Genomic DNA, 18,488 nt, shown 5'->3' with positions numbered 1-18,488 from the left:
TGGAACCCTTATCTGAGGCACGACTCAAGAAATGTTTGGCCTCGAATATGTCGCATCACACCACCACAACACTCCAGATCACCGGCATGGGCTGCGCGTCATGTGTGGGCAAGGTCGAGTCTGCTTTGAACGCTCTACCCGGCGTCGATCAGGCGCAAGTGAACTTTGCCTCTGAAACGGCGCATGTCAGCCATGACGCGCCACTTGTCGACATCGCTGCGGCCCTGTCGAACAAAGGCTATCCTGTCGCGACCCAAGACACCCAACTGATCATCGAAGGGCTCAATTGTGCCTCCTGTGTCGGTCGGGTCGAGCGCGCCCTCTTGGCAGCACCCGGTGTAATCTTGGCCAATGTCAACCTGGCCACGGAAACCGCAAGCGTAACCTTCGCAACCGGCACGACCGACCCAAGCACTCTGGCAGCAACCGTCACCCAAGCTGGTTATGCAGCCACACCACCAAGCGAAACGCCCGAGGCCATGGACCGCAAGGCCGAGGAAATCCAAACGCTTGCCCGCCAAACCCTCTTTGCGGCCCTTTTGGCGCTGCCTGTCTTTGTGCTGGAAATGGGTGGGCACATGATCCCTGCCTTTCACCACTGGGTCCACGCCACCATTGGGCAGCAGACCAGCCAGCTGATCCAGTTTGCCTTGACCAGCGTCATTCTGATCGGTCCGGGCCGCATGTTCTATGCCAAAGGCCTGCCTGCCCTCTTCCGTGGCACTCCGGACATGAACGCCCTCGTCGCGATCGGGACGCTTGCGGCCTATGGGTTCTCGGTTCTTTCAACATTTGCACCAGACCTGCTGCCCGCAGGCACCGCCAACGTCTATTTTGAGGCGGCGGCGGTGATCGTGGTCCTGATCCTCTTTGGTCGCCTGCTCGAGGCGCGCGCCAAGGGGCGTACAGGCGCAGCCATTCGCAAGCTCATCGGCCTGCAGCCCAAAACCGCGCGGGTCGAGGTCGATGGAATCGTCACCGAGCGCCCCATTGCCGAAATCGGGGCCGGAGACCTTTTGCACGTCCGCCCCGGCGAGCGCATCGCCGTGGATGGAGCGGTTCTGGACGGTCAGACCTATGTCGACGAAAGCATGATCACAGGCGAGCCTGTTCCGGTTCTCAAATCCGCTGGGGATACAGTCGTTGGTGGCACGTTGAATGGCACCGGGGCTTTGCGTGTCACCGCGACCAAGGTTGGCGCAGACACGGTATTGGCCCAGATCATCGCCATGGTGGAACAGGCACAAGGCGCCAAACTGCCGATCCAGGGAATGGTTGACCGCATCACCGCATGGTTTGTGCCTGCCGTTCTGGCGACCGCTGCGCTGACCGTGGTGGTATGGCTGATCTTTGGCCCCGACCCGGCGCTGTCGATGGCGCTGGTGGCCGGGGTGTCCGTACTGATCATCGCCTGCCCCTGCGCCATGGGTCTGGCCACACCGACCTCGATCATGGTGGGCACTGGGCGCGCCGCTGAAATGGGGGTGCTGTTCCGCAAGGGCGACGCGCTGCAAGCCTTGCAGGACACCCGCGTCGTGGCCTTTGACAAGACCGGCACGTTGACGATGGGACGCCCCGAGCTGACTGATCTGATCGCGGCCGAAGGATTTGATCGTGACGAGGTTCTACGCCTCGCCGCCGCTGCCGAGGCGTCGTCGGAACACCCAATCGCGCGCGCCATCACACAAGCCGCTCCTGGCCCGCTGCCCGATGTGACCGCATTTGAATCGCTCACAGGACTTGGCCTGAGGGCTCAGGTCGAAGGTCGCTCGGTCGTGATTGGTGCAGATCGCCTGATGACGCGGCAGAACATCGACGTCTCAGCGCTTGAGCCCCAGGCGCAAAAGCTGGCGGCAAAGGGTAAAACGCCGCTTTATGTGGCCATCGACGGCACGGCGGCCGCCGCATTGGCCGTGGCTGATCCGATCAAAACGCAAAGCCACGACGCCATTGCGGCTCTGCACGACCAAGGGCTGACCGTTGCCATGATCACCGGCGACAATGCAGCAACCGCTCAGGCCATCGCCGCCGAGCTGCAGATCGATCATGTGGTGGCCGAGGTTATGCCCGGCGGCAAGGTCGACGCTCTCACCGATCTGCGCGCCCGCTTTGGTGCGGTGGCTTTTGTTGGCGACGGGATCAATGACGCGCCCGCGTTGGCCTCAGCCGATGTGGGCATCGCCATCGGAACCGGCACGGATGTGGCGATCGAGGCCGCGGATGTGGTGCTGATGTCGGGCGAGGTTACGGGCGTGACCAACGCCTATGAAATCTCGCGCCACACCTTGCGCAACATCCGCCAGAACCTGGGCTGGGCTTTTGGGTACAACACGCTGCTGATCCCAGTCGCGGCCGGGGTGCTCTATCCGTTTGGTGGGCCACTGCTGTCACCCATGCTTGCAGCAGGTGCCATGGCCCTGTCGAGCGTCTTTGTCCTGACCAACGCGCTGCGGCTGCGCTTTGTGGCACGCTCTGTGCCTGCGACCCAAACCGCAGCCACACTCAAGCCCGCACCAGCAGAATGAGAGGTCATCCATGAACATCGGAGACGTCGCCGCACAAACCGGCCTGCCCCCCAAGACCATCCGCTACTATGAGGACATCGGCCTCGTTGTTCCCGGACGCAGCGACAACGGCTATCGCCAGTTTCGTGACCAGGACCTGCATAAGCTGGCCTTTCTGGGCCGCGCCCGCGCCCTTGGCTTCACCATCGAGGATTGCCGAACCCTGTTGGCGCTGTACGAGGATGAAACCCGCGCCAGTTCTGATGTCAAACGGGTGGCAAGATCGCATCTAGCCAAGATCGAGGCAAAGATCGCCGACCTGCAGGCCATGCGCGATACGCTGACCCATCTGGTGGACTGCTGCGCGGGCGATGATCGCCCCGATTGCCCGATCTTGCAGGACCTGGGCGGCACCAGTTGAACAAACGGGGGTTGCCCTGCGCCGCCAGCTTTGATTTGTCTCTGCGCGAGAGCGACCCTTGGGGAGAGGGACCGCACAGCCGAGAGGATCAAAACTATGGCAAACATCGCATTCCTGGGCCTGGGGGTCATGGGCTATCCCATGGCGGGCCACCTGCAAGCCGCCGGACATTCCGTCACCGTCTACAACCGCACCACCGCCAAGGCCGAAGCCTGGGTCGCCGAACATGGTGGCGCATTAGGGGTCACCCCGGCTGAGGCCGTGAAGGACGCCGATCTGGTCATGGCCTGCGTGGGCAACGACGATGACCTGCGCATGGTCTGCACCGGTGCAGACGGCGCATTTGCGGCCATGAAAGCGGGTGCGATCTTTGTCGATCACACCACAGTTTCGGCCAAGGTCACAAGCGAATTGGGTGATATCGCCTCTGCGGCTGGCCTGTCCTTTGTCGACGCCCCGATCTCGGGCGGTCAGGCCGGGGCCGAAAACGGCGTGCTGTCGATCATGTGTGGCGGTGACCAAACAGCATACGACACCGCCCGGCCCGTGATGGAGGTCTATTCCAAGATCTGCCGCCGCATTGGCGAGGCGGGCGCCGGTCAGCGCTGCAAGATGGCCAATCAGATCGCCATCGCCGGTCTTGTTCAGGGCCTGTCCGAGGCGCTGCATTTTGCCGAGAAAGCGGGGCTGGACGGTCGCGCGGTGGTCGAGGTGATCAGCCAGGGTGCCGCAGGCAGCTGGCAGATGGTGAACCGGCATGAGACGATGCTTGACGATCATTTCGACTATGGCTTTGCCGTCGACTGGATGCGCAAGGATCTGGGTATCTGCCTCGATGAGGCCGAGGTGAACGGCGCCTCGCTGCCGGTCACGGCACTGGTCGATCAGTTCTACAAGGACGTGCAGAAGATGGGCGGTGGTCGCTGGGATACCTCGTCTCTGTTCAAGCGTCTGAAGGCGTTGGACTGAAACAGGGTCGGGGCGCTGCCCCCGTCGCTACGCGACTCCCCCGGAGTATTTTTAAAAGGGTGAAGTGGCCCAAGGAAGGCGCGAAATATGAGCGTGGATTTGGAATTCTGGGCAGCTGCACTGCGCAATGTTTGGGGTCATGAGGCAAAACTGGAGCGGCTGGATGGCGAATATGACCTGAACTTTCTGGCGCGCGCCACCAACGGGCAGGACTATGTGTTGAAAGTCATGCGCGCGGGCTGTGCGCCCGATCTTGTCGACATGCAGGTCAAGGCTTTGGAGCACATCGCTGCGGCGGCACCTGGCCTGCCGTTCCCCAAGGTGTTCCCAACAATCGATGGCGCTTTTCTACCTGAGATTGCCGATGAAACAGGCGCACCCCGTCTTGCCTGGCTGCTCGAACGGCTGCCGGGCGAGTGTTACGCCAAGTCCAACCCAAAGCCGCTGGATCTGATCGTCAAACTGGGTCGGGTTCTGGGCGCAACCGGACGGGCGCTCAAGGGGTTCGAGCACGACGGCCTTGCGCGGGCATTCAAGTGGGATCTGATGCAGGGCGGTTGGATCGCCAACAAACTGGATGCAGTCGAAGATCCGACACGGCGGGCGCTGTTGGCGGACATCGTCCAGGCCTTTGCAGCGATCAAGCCCGAGTTGGAGACCCTACCAAAACAAGCGATCCACAACGATGCCAATGACTACAACATCCTGGTCGAGGGCGCATTGGGTGAGCCCAAGCAGGTATCGGGTCTGATTGATCTGGGCGACATGTTCGCCGCGCCACGGATCTGCGATCTGGCCATCTGTGGCGCCTATATCGTGCTGGATCATCCCAACCCCGAGGCAGCACTGGCCGGGCTGGTCCAAGGCTATCACGCGGCCGGACGGCTGAGCGCCCAAGAGGTCGATCTGATCTGGCCATTGCTGCGAATGCGGCTGGCGGTGTCGGTGGTGAATTCGACCCTGATGGCGGTGGAGAACCCCGAAGATCCCTACGTGACCATCTCTCAGGCGCCCGCGTGGCGGTTCCTTGAGAATGATGCGGTCAACGGTGGCCTGATGTCGGCGCGCCTGCGCGCGGCCTGCTACCTCCCCGTGACCGATGGTGCCGACCGGGTTCACGCCTATCTGGAGGAACACCGGGGCGAGTTTGCCGACCTCTTTGGTCGCGATCTAAGCGATGTGCCGATGGGTTCGCTCTCGGTCGAGAACTCTACTTGGCCGCAGAACCCGTTTAACATGCCGCTGGAGGAAGCCGCGCGCGTGGGTGAGGAATTTGGCCCTGATTGGTGGCTGGGTTACTACAGCGAACCGCGCCTGATCTATGCCGAACCTGGGTTCCGCAAGGGCCCCTGGAAGGCCAGCGACCGACGCACCGTACATCTGGCAGTGGATGTCTTTGCCCCTGCGGGAACGCCGCTTTATGCACCGATGAGCGCGCGGGTAGAGGTGGTCGAGAACCGCACTGGGCATCTGGATTATGGCGGCGTCGTGATCCTGTATCACGAAACACCGGAAGGTGACGCGTTCTACACACTTTATGGTCATTTGGACCCCGAGGTTTGTGACCGTCTTAAACCCGGCGACCCGGTGGCGCGCGGCGCGGCCTTTGCCCGGCTTGGCGATCACACGCAAAACGGCGGTTGGGCTCCGCATGTTCATTTCCAGCTGGCCCTGACCACCGACGGGATGGAGGCCGACTGGCCCGGCGTGGGCGACCCCGACGAGATGTACCTGTGGCACAAGGTCTGCCCCAACCCGGCGCCTATGCTGAATCTGCCCGATGACAAGGTGTTCTATCAGCCGACCGACAAGGGTGGCGTGCTGCAAGGGCGTCAGGATCATTTCGGCGGCAACCTAAGCTTGACCTATGACGATCCGGTCATGCTAATGCGGGGCTGGAAACACCATCTGTTCGACGAATGGGGGCGGCCCTATCTGGACGCCTACAACAACGTTCCCCATGTGGGCCACGCACACCCACGCATTCAGGCGGTCGCAGCGGATCAGCTCAAACGCATGAACTCGAACACCCGCTATCTGCATCCGGCACAAACTGCCTTTGCCGACAAGGTGCTGTCGAAGATGCCTGAACATCTGGAGGTCTGCTTCTTCGTCAACTCAGGCACCGAGGCAAATGAACTGGCCTTGCGGCTGGCGCGGGCGCACACCGGCAACAAGGGGATCGTGACGCCGGATCATGGCTATCACGGCAACACCAATGCGGCTGTCGCAATCTCGGCCTACAAGTTCAACAAGCCGGGTGGCATCGGTCAGGCGGATTGGGTCGAACTGGTTGAGGTGGCCGATGACTATCGTGGCAGCTTCAAGCGCGATGATGGCGATCGTGCCCGGAAGTTTGCCGATCTCGTTGATCCCGCCATTGCCGCGCTGCAAGAACGGGGCCAGGGATTGGCTGGGTTCATCGCCGAAACCTTCCCCTCGGTCGGTGGTCAAATCATCCCGCCCAAGGGCTATCTGCCTGCGGTTTATGAGAAGATCCGCGCCGCTGGCGGGGTCTGCATCGCAGATGAGGTGCAAACTGGCCTCGGCCGTCTGGGAGAACACTATTTCGGGTTCGAACACCAAGGCGCCCTGCCCGATATCGTGGTTTTGGGCAAACCCATCGGCAACGGGCACCCTCTGGGTGTACTGGTCACCACCAAAGAGATCGCGCAGAGCTTTGACAACGGGATCGAGTTCTTTTCGACCTTTGGTGGGTCCACCCTATCGTGCCGGATTGGCAAAGAGGTGCTGGACATTGTCGATGACGAAGGACTGCAGGACAATGCGCAGCAGATGGGCGACAAGCTGATGACAGGGCTCAAGGCGCTTGAAGCCAAACATGGCTGCGTCGGAGACGTGCGCGGGATGGGTCTGTTCCTGGGCGTTGAGCTGATCAATCCGGACGGGTCCGAGGGCACAGAGATCTGTAAATACGTCAAGAACAGGATGCGTGATCACCGCATTCTGATCGGCAGCGAGGGACCCAAGGACAACATCCTGAAAATCCGCCCGCCGCTGACGATCGAGGCAGAAGACGTCGAGATGATCCTTTGGGCCTTGGATCAGGTGCTGTCCGAGGTGGGCGACTTTGCGCCCGCGCACGAACATTCCTGCGGGCATGAGCACCATCATCACGACTGCGGGTGCTGCTGACAGAAAATGCCCCGGACCTGAGGGAGGGCCGGGGCGACAATGACTTTGTTGAAAAGGGCTTGAGGCTGTCAGTGCAACACTGATGGCGTGGGGGAATGGGTCACCCGTCCATGTTGAAACGGAAGGGTCATGCGCCGCAGGGCCAGCCCGAATTGCTCTGACAGCGCCGCCAGAGACGGGGCAAAGTCCGGTCGCACGATCAACGCGGCCATCATCATCGCGTCTTCATGCTGGCCGTCTGCAGCGGCGCCAATCATCTGAGCGAAACAGCTTTCATCTGCGCCCAGGCAGGAACAACCCAACCCATGGCGCATCAACGGGCGGCGCCCATGTGTCGCACAGAGCGAGCAAATCTGCTCCAACGTCGACATCGCCGACTTGCCAAGGCCCCGCCCGAGAGCAAGGTCAAAATCGCTGGCAGCATCAGCGCGGGAATGGGCGCTGTCGCTCCACATGCGCAGGTACATCACCGCGCCCGCCTCGACCGGGGCAAGGTCGGCGAGACGGCCAACAGCCGCCCCGCCCCGAGGTGTGCCGCTCATTTGGTCAGGATCAATTTGCCTGCGCGGGTGATCCGCAGCGTGTAGAGCTGATCGCCCAACTCGATGTGGGCCAGATTGCCACCCTTGGTCAGCTCTTCGGCCTTGTGGGCGGGCAGCAGGGAAACAGGGTAACCGTGGGTCGGAGTAGAAGTCTGCGCGTTCATTGGATCATCTCCTGAGCTTTGGACTGGATGCGAGTGGTGGCTGGGACATTTGTCCGGGCTCGGGGAAGCAGACATGTGAATTCAATGCTTTGCATGTTGCGAACCAGAGAACGGACTGGGTTGCGATATTGGCTGACCCTTTGCAAAGCAGGTTGGCAAGATGGGGTGGCTGTTCGTGTTGATCCATAATCTGATAAAAATAGTAAGGTATGTCAAGCGGGCAATTTTGCGCCTGCAGAATTCTGCGAACGTCCCCTCTTGCGCTTGCGTCCTGGCCCTGTCACTCAAGGCTGAAACAAAGGAGATCGCCCATGACCGCAAGCATCGTCTTTGATCTGGACGGCACGCTTGTCGACAGCGCACCGGACATTGCCGCCGCCGTCAACGCCATGCTGGCGGACGAAGGGTACGAATCGCTGGACCTTGCGACCGTGATCTCTTTTGTCGGCAACGGCCTGCCGCATCTTGTGAAGTTGGTGATCGAGCACGTCGGGTTGGACATGGCCCGTCACGCCGAGCTGTCGGCGGCAACACTCGCCCACTACAACCGTGCCTCAACCGCGCTGACGGTTGTGTATCCCGGCATCACCGAGGTGCTTGAGACGCTGCAATCGCGGGGCCTCAAGATGGGTCTGTGCACAAACAAGCCCGAAGCCCCGGCTCGTCATGTGCTGGACGCGCTGGACATGGCGCAGTTCTTTGACGTGGTGATCGGCGGCGACAGCCTGCCCCAACGCAAACCGGACCCCGCCCCATTGCACGCCACCTTCGACGCGTTGGGGGCAAAGCAACAGATCTATGTTGGCGACAGCGAGGTTGACGCCGAAACCGCACACCGCGCGGGCGTGCCGTTTCTGCTGTTCACCAAGGGGTATCGCAAGACACCGGTGGCCGACCTCCCGCACCATGCCACGTTCGACGATAGCGCGGGTCTGATCGCGGCCGTTGATCAGCTGCTCGGCAGCTGAGCTTCGATCCGTTCTCGGATGCTGTCGGGCCAAGGTTGGGATTTGCCCATACGTTGGATGTAGACGAGCGTGCCGCTGCACCTCAGGCGCAGTTCGTCGCCGCAGTGCGCCGTGATCTCATAACTCACGCTGGAGCGTCCCAGGCGTACAGGCGTCAGGCGAAAATCGAGCACATCGCCGTGCAAGCTGGGCGCGGTGAACCCGGCCGAAATCTCGACCGTGGGCGCGCCATTTTCCTTGACCAGAACCTCGAACGGGGTGCCTAGAGACTGGGCAAACCAATCTTCGACCACATCGTTGATCATCTCGAAGTAACGCGGGAAGAACACGATCCCTGCAGGGTCGCAATGTTTGAACCGAACGGGGATCTGAACGTCAAAGGCCAAGGGGCTGCTCCTGTCTGCTTGGGCGCACTGTCGGGTGTTTCTCGTCCGGGCTCAAGGGGCCGCAGCCAAAGTGCGCCAAGCGGTCGCCAACCCGGCCCGCGTCACGCGCGGTTCATCCGCCAGCGCCGCCGGGGCACCCTGGGCGCCCAGCGCATCGACATAGAGCTGCGCCAACTCCCCCTCGCCCACCACGGCCAGTTGCTGACCCAGCCAAAACGGGCGCGCCGCCGCCAGTTCCGACCCGATCAACCCACCCAACAAGCGCGCGCGGGCGATCTCGGGCTGCAACCCATCCAGCACCGCCTCAGCATGAATGGAATGAACGCGCGCCATGACCCGCTCAGGCTTGGCGATGGCATCGCCCACGGCTTCAGAAAAGGTCACGCCATCCACACGGGCCGCGCGCGCATCAGGCACAGCACGGTCCAGCAAGGTGGCCGCAACCACGCCGGTCATGAAGGTCTGAAAGCTCACGATCTCTCCAGCGCTGACGTGGATCCAGCGGCTGTGTTCGCCGGGCAAACAGATCACCCCGTCCCAATCCGTATTCAACGCCAGAAACCCGGCCACGCGGGTCTCATCACCCTGCATCATATCGACGGGTTGCTTCTGCCGCAGGCCCGAGACGCCGCGCAGCCAAACTCTGACATCACCGATATCCACCGACCATGCCCCGTCTGACAAAGGTTCGCAGGGCACCGAAGCCCCCACAGGCCCAAGCGTGCCACAGGTCATCACATCAACCGGCGCGTCCGACAAGAACACCGAGATCAGGCCCAAAAGTGCCTCAGCCGGGCGCGCAGCCTCGACCGGGCCAACCTGCGTGACCGTGTCCAGAACCGTATCCCCCCGCATGGCCCAAGCCCGCCTGCGCACAGGCGTCCAATCAACTGCGATCCATTCGGGCGAGGTATCCATGTCTGCTCCTGCTTTGCGGTCAATGTGCCATAACGGATTCCGTGCTGACCTGCCACAAGCCAACCAAACCAATCCAATTGGTCTGGTCAGATTTTGCCCTTTTGGCCGTTCTGCACAACCAAATGACAGCGCTATCCTGCTTCAAACACAGCAACGCCCGGACTCTGTCATGACCCAGCACGCCAAAATTCTCCCCAGCGTCTGCCCGCTGGACTGCCCCGACACCTGCAGCCTGAATATCACCGTCGAGGGCGACCAGATCACGCAAGTGAAAGGCTCGGAGGCGAACCCCTATACGGCAGGTGTCGTCTGCAACAAGGTCACGCGCGCCTATCCCGATTTCGTGCATGGCGACAAACGCCTGACCCACCCGATGAAACGCACCGGACCGCGCGGCAGCGGACAATTCGAGCGCATCACCTGGGATGACGCACTGGATATCATTCATGGCCGCTTTTCTGCGGCAATTTCTAAGCACGGGCCGGAAACGATCCTGCCGTTCAACTACGCAGGTCCGCATGGAGAGCTTGCGGGCGGGTCGATGGACCGCCGGTTCTTCTACAAGCTCGGCGCGTCCCTGCTCAATCGCGGCCCTCTATGCGGCGCGGTGCGCGGCACAGCTTACAGCAGCCTTTACGGTGCAGCACCGGGCATGCCACCCGAGCAGGCCGTGCATGCTGATCTGATCCTTGTCTGGGGCAACAATGTCACAGTGTCGAACCTGCACATGACCCGCGTGTTGAAAGAGGCGCGCAGCAAAGGCGCCCGTGTGGTCGTCATCGACCCCAAGCGGATCAAGCAAGCCGAACAGGCGGATATGCACATACACATCCATCCCGGTACTGACGTGGTCCTCGCCATGGCTCTGGCCGCCGAACTGGAGCGGCGGGATGCTTTGAACATGGGCTTCATCACCGACTGGACCGTTGGATTTGACGCCTACATGGACCAGGCCCGCAGCTATACGGTCGAAGATGTCAAAACGATCTGCCGCATCTCAGCGGAGCAGTTCCACCAATTGGCCGATTGGATCGTAGCAGCAGAAAAAATGGCCACCTCGCTCGGCAACGGGATGGAGCGGGGGCGCTCCGGCGGTTCGGGCCTGCGCGCGGCGATGGCGTTGCAGGCGTTGACCGGCCAGCACGGGCATTTGGGCGCGGGCGTGATCGCCAAATCTGGCCTTTCGGTGCCCAAGACCACGGACATTCTGCAAGGCTCACATCTGATCCCCAAGGGGACACGGGTGTTCAACATCGTGGATATTGCCGAAAAGCTGCAGGACGAAACACTCGATCCGCCGATCAAGGCGACGATGATCTACAACCACAACCCGGTGGCCACTCACCCCGATCAGGCGAACATGATCAAGGCGCTGATGCGCGAGGATCTGTTTGTGGTGGGCTGCGATGTGGCGATGACCGACAGCATGATACTGTGCGACGTGATCCTGCCCGCCTGCACCCATTTCGAACACGACGACATCTTTGGCGCTTACGGGCAGAACTATTTGCAACGGGCGGCCCCGGTGATCCCTCCGGTCGGGGAAAGCCTGCCCAATACCGAGATCTTCCGGCGTCTTGCGGCAAAGTTTGGCTTTGACGGACCAGAGTTCCTCGCCAGTGACCGCGATCTGATGGATCAGGCGATGGATGGTGCGCATCCACAGCTGAATGGTCAGTCCCCCAGTGAAATCGCCGTGGACCGGGCCATCGGCATGACATTGCGTGATGGCTCCCCGATGATCATGTGCGACACGGTTAAACCCGCCACGCCAAGCGGCAGGATCGAGCTGTTCAGCCAAAACCTAGAAGACCGGTTTGGCTATGGCGTACCACGTTTTGAGCCCGTGCCGCAGGACCGGCGCTTTGCCCTGATCACGCCATCCTCGGCCAAGCGCACCAACGCCACCTTTGGCGGACATGCCGGCAGCCTTGGGCCCGAAGTGGTCGAGATGAACCCCGCAGACGCCCACGATTTGGGTTTGCAGGACGGGGCCGAAGTCACGGTGTTCAACGGACAGGGAGAGGTGAGCTTTACTCTTTCCGTCACAGACGCCACGCGCCCCGGCGTTCTGTACAGCCCGAAAGGCACCTGGCGGGCCACGTCAAAGACCGGCCTGACCGCCAACGCGCTGATCCCGGCAGGCATTCGCACCGATATCGAAGACGGCGCCTGCTACAATGAAACCTTTGTGGATGTGAGATGCAGCTAGGGCAAATCCTGCCCAGCTCCCTGCCTGGCGAGATTTCCGATGGTCCGGAAGTCTCGCCCTTTTTACTGAGACATCAAATCACGCAAGGACTTCCGTTGTTGTCCCTGCTCATCAAAATTCTCGGGTGCAAGCCAAGCCTCGAACGCCGCCTCGATCCTCGGCCAATCCCGGTCCAGGATCGAATACCAAGCGGTGTCCCGGTTGCGGTCCTTGTAGACCAGCGACTGTTCGAATGTGCCATCGTAGGAAAAGCCCAACCGCTCTGCCGCGCGCTTGGACGGTGCATTGAGCGCATCACATTTCCATTCGTAGCGGCGATAGCCCAGTTCCGTGAACACCCGTTTCATCATCAAAAACATCGCCTCAGTCGCAAGCGGTGTCCGTTGAAGAAGCGGAGAGAAGGCAATGAAACCAACTTCGATCGTGCCCGCTTGCGGCGCGATGCGCAGATAGCTGGCCACGCCAACGGCCTGTCCGGTCTGGGCGTCGATGATGGCGTGAAACAACGGATCAGGACTGAGCGCGGCCTCGGCCAACCAAGCGTCAAACCCGGCGCGGTCATCCACAAAAGGACCAACCGGCATATAGGTCCAGAGCCGCCCCGTTTGGTCATGACTGAAGGCGTCGAACAGGTCCGCACCATGCCGTTCTTGGTGCAGACGCTCAACCCGGCAGAACTGCCCCATCATCGGCGCATCGCCCGGCCGGTCGCATCCGACCCAATTGGGCACCTCGACCCCGATGGGTTGTCCGTGTTCGTTCATCCGCTGCGCCATTACGCCCTCCATTCCGCATTGTCGATTGTGGGTTTGCACCACATTCGGCGCGCCGTTAATGTCCAAAGAATAACGATTTGAGCAGACCAATTCGATGACCCAAACGCCCTCCATCGCCTTTGCCATCGACCGCGAGGCCCGCACGCCCGTGTTCGAACAGATCTGCGACCACATCCGCCAAAGGGTTACGCGGGGTGATCTGCTGCACGGCGCACGCCTGCCTGCCACCCGCGCGCTAGCGACGGAACTGGGGGTGTCGCGCTCAACCGTCGTGACTGCTTACGAACAATTGGTGGCCGAAGGCTATCTGAGCAGTCTGCAAGGATCCGGCTATACCATCCGTGCGATGGAAGGCGTCGAATTCACCGCTCCCAAACCGGCAACCGCCAAAACGACGCGCTCTGAGATCGCGCCCACCCGCCTGCCCTTTGCGCCGGGTTATCCTGACATGCGGCTGTTCCCCTATCGCCAATGGGCCAAGTCGGTGGCGCGGGTCTGCCGCACCAATCCGCAGGCCATGCTTTTGGGCGGCGCGGCCTTTGGCAATTTCGAACTGCGTCAGGCCATCGCCGGGCATGTGGCCGAGTGGCGCGGCATCACGGCCGACCCGGCGCAGATCATTGTCACCGCAGGCTCGGCCGACGCGCTGGAGATTTGCACCAGAACGCTGGCCGAACGTGGTGACGGCATCGGGCTGGAAAACCCCTGTTACCCGCCCCTGCGACGCTTTGCAGATGCACGCGGGCTGGAGACGCATTTCCTGCCCGTGGACGAGCATGGCGCACAACTGCCCCGCCCGGAACAGGACGTGCGTCTGGCGGTGCTGACCCCCTCGCATCAGTTCCCGCTGGGGGGCGCGATGTCGCCAGACAGGCGGCAAGCCTTCATCACATGGGCCGATCGCGCCGGCGGCTGGATCATCGAAGACGACTATGACAGTGAATTTCGCTATGCAGGACGCCCCATTCCGGCGATGGCGGGTTTCGACCGGCTGAACCGCACAATCTATGTCGGTAGCTTCTCAAAGATCTTTTCCAACACCCTGCGCCTTGGCTATCTGATCGTCCCTCAGGCCCTGACGGATCACTTCCGCACCTCGCTCGAACGCTTTGGTCTGCGCGCCAGTTACATGCCGCAACAGGCCCTGGCCGAGTTCATCCGCGATGGCGAGTTCTATCGCCATCTGCGCCGGGTGCGCCGCACCTATGGTGAGCGGCGCAAGTATCTGCTGGATCGGCTGACCCGGGACTTTCCCGACGTTGGCTCGCTGGTGGATCATCAGGCAGGGATGCAGGTCGCCTTTCATCTGCGTGACGGCTTCGATGACACAACGCTTGCCGCGCATGCGCAAAAGCTGGGTTTGAACGTCGACACGCTGTCGCATTTCTGCGCAGACGGGGCGGACTACAACGGTTTCCTTCTGGGCTATTGCGGATTTTCCATCGAAGAGCTGGAAAAGGCCCTGACCCGCCTTGAACAGATATTCGCCCCCTCACACCGGAGCCGCTGATGCAAAGCCGCCGTTTCATGCAAGTTGATGTCTTCACGCCCACCCCGACCCAAGGCAACGGGCTGGCGGTTGTGCTGGATGGGGACGGGCTGAGCGATCAGCAGATGCAGGATTTCGCCACCTGGACCAACCTGGCCGAGACCACGTTCATCCAATCACCCACCTCACCGGACGCAGATTATCGCCTGCGCATCTTCTCGCTGTCGGGCGAGATGCTTTTTGCGGGGCACCCCACGTTGGGCAGCTGCGCGGCCTGGTTGGCGGCGGGGGGTGCACCGAAACGCTTCGGCTGTGTTGTACAGGAATGCGGAGTTGGCCTTGTCGAGATCGATCAAACCGGCCCAATGCCCGCCTTTACCGCGCCTGCAACCGCGGTGGACGCCCTGGACCCGGAGCAGGTGGAGCGCATCTGCGCAGCACTTGCACTGTCCCGTGACCGGATCACCCGCACCGCGCGTCTGAACAATGGCCCCACATGGCAGGTGATCGAATTGCAAAGAGCTGCCGACGTGCTGGCGGTGAAACCCTTCACCACACGCGGACCCGAATTTCGCGGCGTTGCACTGCTTGGACAGGGAGGCGAGGCAGACGTTGAAGTTCGAAACCTTGGCCCCGCCAGCTCCATGAGCGAGGACCCGATAACCGGATCGCTGAACGCGGCCCTTGCCTGCTGGAAATACGAAACCGGGGGCTGGACCGGGCCAAAGGTGATCGCGCAAGGCACCTGCATCGGTCGCACGGGTCGCGTTTATGCCGATTGTCGCGAGGGCACCGTGTGGATCGGCGGCCAAAGCCACATTCTCATCGACGGCACAGTGACCCTGTAGCTTACCCCTCCAGAGAGACCCAAAGGACGGTTGCGTCCTCTTCGCTGGTCGAGACACAGCCATGTCCCATGCCGCTGTCATAATAAACGGAATCCCCCGCCTGCATCTTCAGTGGCCGGTAATGCTCGGTAAAAAGCGTCAACTCGCCCCCCAGAACAAACATGAACTCTTCGCCCCGGTGACGCACCCAGCTTTCAAACTCGGTCACATCGCGCGCCTTTATGGTGCTGATGTAGGGGACCATGCGTTTGCTTGTCAGTTCACTGCACAGCAGCTCGTGATCATAGGTGGTGGTTTCCTTGTGCTCGCCCTGCCCCTTACGGGTGAAATCGCGGCGGCCCGAGATATCGCTTTGCGCAGACTGCACAAACAGCTGCGGCGTTTCCAATTCCAGCGTCTGCATCAAGCGGCGGATGATCTCGAAACTGGGGCGGGTCTGGTTGTTTTCGATCTTTGAAAGGGTCGAGCGACCAATGGCTGCCGCCTTGGCCGCTTCCTCCAGCGTCAGGCCCTTTTCCTTGCGCGCATCGCGAATCATTTTCCCCAAAACTTCGCCATCCGGGGCCTCACTTGCCTCGGCCGCGATACCGCTCTCTTCGATTTGAACTGGTTCCATCGACCCATTTTCCTTGTTTCCCGCAGAGCTTAGCCACGACCTAGTTCATAGTCAAAATTTCTCAACAATAGTTTTTGTTGCTTATAGGGGAAAAGTTTCCTAAAGGAGTCACAACGCAGCATACAGGCACATTCGGCGACAATCCGCTACGCGCCATCTCGGGGAGGAGACAGCCATGAGCGCATTTGATCTGATCGTGATCGGAGGCGGTCCGGGCGGCTATGTCGCAGCAATCCGTGCAGCCCAGTTGGGCCTGTCGGTCGCCTGTGTCGAAGGGCGCGGCGCCTTGGGTGGCACTTGCCTGAACGTCGGCTGCATCCCCTCGAAAGCTTTGTTGACCTCCTCGGCCAAGTTTGCCGAACTCTCCCATGTCTCCTCACACGGCATCTCGGTCGAGGGGGTCAGCATTGATCTGGGCGCCATGATGGGGCGCAAGGACAAGGTGGTGGGCGATCTGACCAAAGGGATCGCATTCCTGTTCAAGAAGAACGGTGTTGAGCATATCGAAGGCTGGGCCAGCATCCCCGCCCCTGGTCAGGTCAAGGTTGGCGACGACCTTTATGAAGCCAAAAACATCATGATCGCCACCGGCTCGGAACCAACCCCGCTGCCGGGTGCCGAGATTGATGAGGTCGACGTTGTCAGTTCGACTGGTGCGCTGGCGCTGGATTCAGTACCAGAGCATCTGGTTGTTGTGGGCGCAGGCGTGATCGGCCTGGAACTGGGGCAGGTCTGGGCCCGTCTGGGCGCCAAGGTGACCGTCGTTGAATTCCTCGACCGTATCCTGCCCGGCATTGACGGCGAAATCGCCAAGCTGTCGCAGCGCGCATTGTCTAAGCGGGGGCTGAAGTTCCAGCTTGGGCGCGCGGTAAAGACCGTCGAAAAGACCGACGCAGGTCTGTCGCTGACCGTCGAGCGTGTTGGCAAAGATAAAATCGAGCAGATCGAAGCGGACAAGGTGCTGATCGCCATTGGCCGCCGCCCGGTCACACGTGGTTTGGGCCTCGAAGAGCTCAGGGTCGCCGTGAACGCGCGTGGCTTTATCGAGGTTGATGGCACGTTCCAGACCTCGGTCCCCGGCATTTATGCCATTGGCGATTGCGTTCCCGGCCCGATGCTGGCGCACAAAGCCGAAGAGGATGGTGTCGCCTGTGCCGAGACGCTGGCAGGGCAGCATGGGCACGTGGATTACAACACTGTTCCGGGCGTCGTGTATACTGATCCCGAAGTTGCCTCGGTCGGTCAAACCGAAGAGGCCCTGAAAGACGCGGGCACCGACTATATCAGCGGCAAGTTCACCTTCATGGCCAACTCGCGTGCTCGGTCGACCGGCGAAACCGATGGCGCGGTCAAGGTTCTGGCCACACCCGAAGGGCAGATCTTGGGCGCACACATCTGCGGCGCGCATGGCGGTGATCTGATCGCTGAGCTGGTGCTGGCCATGACCAAAGGTGCCACCGTCGAAGAGGTCGCGCGCACCTGCCACGCCCACCCCGCCATGGGCGAAGCGGTGAAAGAGGCCTGCCTCGACGCGCTTGGCCGCGCCATTCACGCATAAGGGGAACCGCCAGATGACCATCCAGCTTCGCCACCCCGAGAAGTCCAAAAAGGCCGACAGCGTGATCCCGCGCAAGCCCAAGTGGATCCGCAAGAAAAAGATCGAAAGCGCCGAGTACTATGAAACCCGCCGCCTGATGCGCGATCACAACCTGACGACCGTCTGCGAAGAAGCCGCCTGTCCCAACATCGGCGAATGCTGGTCGCAGCGCCACGCCACCATGATGATCATGGGCGAGACCTGCACCCGCGGCTGTTCTTTCTGCAACGTGGCCACCGGCAAGCCAGACACTTTGGATGTGTTCGAACCGGGCCGGGTTGCGCAGGCCGTCAAGAAACTTGGTCTGCGCCATGTGGTGATCACATCCGTGGATCGCGACGATCTGGACGACGGCGGCGCCGAACACATCGCGCAGACCATCCGCGCCGTGCGCCACCAGAACCCCAACACCACCATCGAAGTTCTGACCCCCGATTTCCTGGGCAAAGGCGACGCGGCGCAAGCCGTCTTCGAGGCCGCGCCAGATGTGTTCAACCACAACCTGGAAACCGTGCCGCATTTGTATCCACGCGTGCGCCCCGGTGCTCGTTACTATACCTCGCTGCGGTTGCTGGACGACGCCAAGCGCGCCAACCCGCAGATCTTCACAAAATCCGGCTTGATGGTCGGCCTGGGAGAGACAATGAACGATGTGCGTCAGGTCATGGATGACCTGCGCGCGGCCCAGGTCGATTTTCTGACCGTCGGCCAATACCTGCAGCCCACCCCCAAACACCACCCGATCGACCGGTTCTGGACGCCTGAGGAGTTCACCCAGCTGGAACAGATCGCAAAGGGCAAGGGATTCCTCGGCGTATCCGCAACGCCGTTGACCAGATCCTCGTTCCATGCGGACGAAGATTTTGCCGCCTTGAAACAGGCCCGCCAACAGACGCTTGCGTCCGGCACCTGACCTTCAAGG

General features: G+C 61.3%; 16 protein-coding genes. 10 read left to right on the top strand and 6 right to left on the bottom strand.

Annotation, left to right across the window (positions count from 1 at the left end; translation table 11 throughout):
• Window positions 1–47 precede the first annotated feature (47 nt).
• From TRM7615_RS07465 to TRM7615_RS07450, 4 genes are all read left to right on the top strand, one after another.
• Window positions 48–2,525 (top strand): heavy metal translocating P-type ATPase, encoded by a 2,478-nt coding sequence (locus TRM7615_RS07465; protein ID WP_108786273.1) that lies wholly within the window; start codon window positions 48–50, stop codon window positions 2,523–2,525.
• Window positions 2,526–2,535: 10 nt separating this feature from the next.
• Window positions 2,536–2,925, top strand: a complete 390-nt coding sequence (cueR, locus tag TRM7615_RS07460) for a Cu(I)-responsive transcriptional regulator (protein ID WP_108786272.1) — start codon at window positions 2,536–2,538, stop codon at window positions 2,923–2,925.
• 96 nt (window positions 2,926–3,021) lie between these two features.
• Window positions 3,022–3,894 carry an NAD(P)-dependent oxidoreductase gene (locus TRM7615_RS07455; protein WP_108786271.1) on the top strand — a complete coding sequence of 291 codons (873 nt, stop codon included), beginning with the start codon at window positions 3,022–3,024 and terminating at the stop codon, window positions 3,892–3,894.
• A gap of 87 nt (window positions 3,895–3,981) precedes the next feature.
• Window positions 3,982–7,050 (top strand): aminotransferase class III-fold pyridoxal phosphate-dependent enzyme, encoded by a 3,069-nt coding sequence (locus TRM7615_RS07450; protein ID WP_181893120.1) that lies wholly within the window; start codon window positions 3,982–3,984, stop codon window positions 7,048–7,050.
• A gap of 68 nt (window positions 7,051–7,118) precedes the next feature.
• Here the strand turns inward: TRM7615_RS07450 and TRM7615_RS07445 are convergent, their stop codons facing one another.
• Window positions 7,119–7,592 carry a hypothetical protein gene (locus TRM7615_RS07445; RefSeq protein WP_108786270.1) on the bottom strand — a complete coding sequence of 158 codons (474 nt, stop codon included), beginning with the start codon at window positions 7,590–7,592 and terminating at the stop codon, window positions 7,119–7,121.
• Complete coding sequence (hemP, locus tag TRM7615_RS07440; protein WP_108786269.1) at window positions 7,589–7,756, bottom strand: hemin uptake protein HemP; 168 nt, start codon at window positions 7,754–7,756, stop codon at window positions 7,589–7,591. Before hemP ends, TRM7615_RS07445 begins: the two co-directional genes overlap by 4 nt.
• 311 nt (window positions 7,757–8,067) lie before the next feature.
• On the opposite strand from hemP, the gene gph reads away from it, so the two are divergent.
• Window positions 8,068–8,724: a phosphoglycolate phosphatase gene (gene gph, locus TRM7615_RS07435; protein WP_108786268.1), complete on the top strand. Its 657-nt coding sequence runs from the start codon at window positions 8,068–8,070 to the stop codon at window positions 8,722–8,724.
• Here gph and TRM7615_RS07430 read toward each other — a convergent pair.
• Window positions 8,706–9,110, bottom strand: a complete 405-nt coding sequence (locus tag TRM7615_RS07430; protein WP_108786267.1) for an acyl-CoA thioesterase — start codon at window positions 9,108–9,110, stop codon at window positions 8,706–8,708. The two genes, gph and TRM7615_RS07430, sit on opposite strands and share 19 nt — an antisense overlap.
• A 51-nt stretch (window positions 9,111–9,161) precedes the next feature.
• Window positions 9,162–10,028, bottom strand: a complete 867-nt coding sequence (locus tag TRM7615_RS07425; RefSeq protein WP_108786266.1) for a 2-dehydro-3-deoxygalactonokinase — start codon at window positions 10,026–10,028, stop codon at window positions 9,162–9,164.
• A 169-nt stretch (window positions 10,029–10,197) separates the two neighbouring features.
• Between TRM7615_RS07425 and TRM7615_RS07420 the strand changes: the two genes are divergently transcribed.
• Window positions 10,198–12,240 (top strand): molybdopterin-dependent oxidoreductase, encoded by a 2,043-nt coding sequence (locus TRM7615_RS07420; protein WP_108786265.1) that lies wholly within the window; start codon window positions 10,198–10,200, stop codon window positions 12,238–12,240.
• Window positions 12,241–12,302: 62 nt separating this feature from the next.
• Here the strand turns inward: TRM7615_RS07420 and TRM7615_RS07415 are convergent, their stop codons facing one another.
• Window positions 12,303–13,016: a GNAT family N-acetyltransferase gene (locus TRM7615_RS07415; RefSeq protein WP_108786264.1), complete on the bottom strand. Its 714-nt coding sequence runs from the start codon at window positions 13,014–13,016 to the stop codon at window positions 12,303–12,305.
• 94 nt (window positions 13,017–13,110) lie between these two features.
• Between TRM7615_RS07415 and pdxR the strand changes: the two genes are divergently transcribed.
• Together pdxR and TRM7615_RS07405 are read left to right on the top strand one after the other, a co-directional pair.
• Window positions 13,111–14,526 (top strand): MocR-like pyridoxine biosynthesis transcription factor PdxR, encoded by a 1,416-nt coding sequence (gene pdxR / locus TRM7615_RS07410; RefSeq protein ID WP_108786263.1) that lies wholly within the window; start codon window positions 13,111–13,113, stop codon window positions 14,524–14,526.
• A complete protein-coding gene (locus tag TRM7615_RS07405; RefSeq protein WP_108786262.1) occupies window positions 14,526–15,353 on the top strand; it encodes a PhzF family phenazine biosynthesis protein in 828 nt (275 codons plus the stop codon). Before pdxR ends, TRM7615_RS07405 begins: the two co-directional genes overlap by 1 nt.
• Window position 15,354: 1 nt before the next feature.
• Here TRM7615_RS07405 and TRM7615_RS07400 read toward each other — a convergent pair whose 3' ends face one another.
• Window positions 15,355–15,969 (bottom strand): helix-turn-helix domain-containing protein, encoded by a 615-nt coding sequence (locus TRM7615_RS07400; RefSeq protein WP_108786261.1) that lies wholly within the window; start codon window positions 15,967–15,969, stop codon window positions 15,355–15,357.
• A 175-nt stretch (window positions 15,970–16,144) separates the two neighbouring features.
• On the opposite strand from TRM7615_RS07400, the gene lpdA reads away from it, so the two are divergent.
• Together lpdA and lipA are read left to right on the top strand one after the other, a co-directional pair.
• On the top strand, window positions 16,145–17,527 hold the full coding sequence (lpdA, locus tag TRM7615_RS07395; RefSeq protein WP_108786260.1) for a dihydrolipoyl dehydrogenase: 1,383 nt from the start codon (window positions 16,145–16,147) through the stop codon (window positions 17,525–17,527).
• Between the two features lie 13 nt (window positions 17,528–17,540).
• On the top strand, window positions 17,541–18,479 hold the full coding sequence (gene lipA / locus TRM7615_RS07390; protein WP_108786259.1) for a lipoyl synthase: 939 nt from the start codon (window positions 17,541–17,543) through the stop codon (window positions 18,477–18,479).
• The last annotated feature ends 9 nt before the right edge of the window (window positions 18,480–18,488 follow it).

The organism is Falsiruegeria mediterranea M17 (genome assembly GCF_900302455.1).
Taxonomy (GTDB): Bacteria; Pseudomonadota; Alphaproteobacteria; order Rhodobacterales; family Rhodobacteraceae; genus Falsiruegeria; species Falsiruegeria mediterranea.
The sequence above is the reverse complement of the archived record's forward strand: the minus strand, read 5'-3'. Positions and strand labels throughout refer to the sequence as shown.

Bases quoted from the DNA above. Each gene is read 5' to 3' on its own strand.
- TRM7615_RS07465 (WP_108786273.1), top strand. From the start codon at position 48: ATGTCGCATCACACCACCACAACACTCCAGATCACCGGCATGGGCTGC.
- cueR (WP_108786272.1), top strand. From the start codon at position 2,536: ATGAACATCGGAGACGTCGCCGCACAAACCGGCCTGCCCCCCAAGACC.
- TRM7615_RS07455 (WP_108786271.1), top strand. From the start codon at position 3,022: ATGGCAAACATCGCATTCCTGGGCCTGGGGGTCATGGGCTATCCCATG.
- TRM7615_RS07450 (WP_181893120.1), top strand. From the start codon at position 3,982: ATGAGCGTGGATTTGGAATTCTGGGCAGCTGCACTGCGCAATGTTTGG.
- TRM7615_RS07445 (WP_108786270.1), bottom strand. From the start codon at position 7,592: ATGAGCGGCACACCTCGGGGCGGGGCGGCTGTTGGCCGTCTCGCCGAC.
- hemP (WP_108786269.1), bottom strand. From the start codon at position 7,756: ATGAACGCGCAGACTTCTACTCCGACCCACGGTTACCCTGTTTCCCTG.
- gph (WP_108786268.1), top strand. From the start codon at position 8,068: ATGACCGCAAGCATCGTCTTTGATCTGGACGGCACGCTTGTCGACAGC.
- TRM7615_RS07425 (WP_108786266.1), bottom strand. From the start codon at position 10,028: ATGGATACCTCGCCCGAATGGATCGCAGTTGATTGGACGCCTGTGCGC.
- TRM7615_RS07420 (WP_108786265.1), top strand. From the start codon at position 10,198: ATGACCCAGCACGCCAAAATTCTCCCCAGCGTCTGCCCGCTGGACTGC.
- TRM7615_RS07415 (WP_108786264.1), bottom strand. From the start codon at position 13,016: ATGGCGCAGCGGATGAACGAACACGGACAACCCATCGGGGTCGAGGTG.
- pdxR (WP_108786263.1), top strand. From the start codon at position 13,111: ATGACCCAAACGCCCTCCATCGCCTTTGCCATCGACCGCGAGGCCCGC.
- TRM7615_RS07405 (WP_108786262.1), top strand. From the start codon at position 14,526: ATGCAAAGCCGCCGTTTCATGCAAGTTGATGTCTTCACGCCCACCCCG.
- TRM7615_RS07400 (WP_108786261.1), bottom strand. From the start codon at position 15,969: ATGGAACCAGTTCAAATCGAAGAGAGCGGTATCGCGGCCGAGGCAAGT.
- lpdA (WP_108786260.1), top strand. From the start codon at position 16,145: ATGAGCGCATTTGATCTGATCGTGATCGGAGGCGGTCCGGGCGGCTAT.
- lipA (WP_108786259.1), top strand. From the start codon at position 17,541: ATGACCATCCAGCTTCGCCACCCCGAGAAGTCCAAAAAGGCCGACAGC.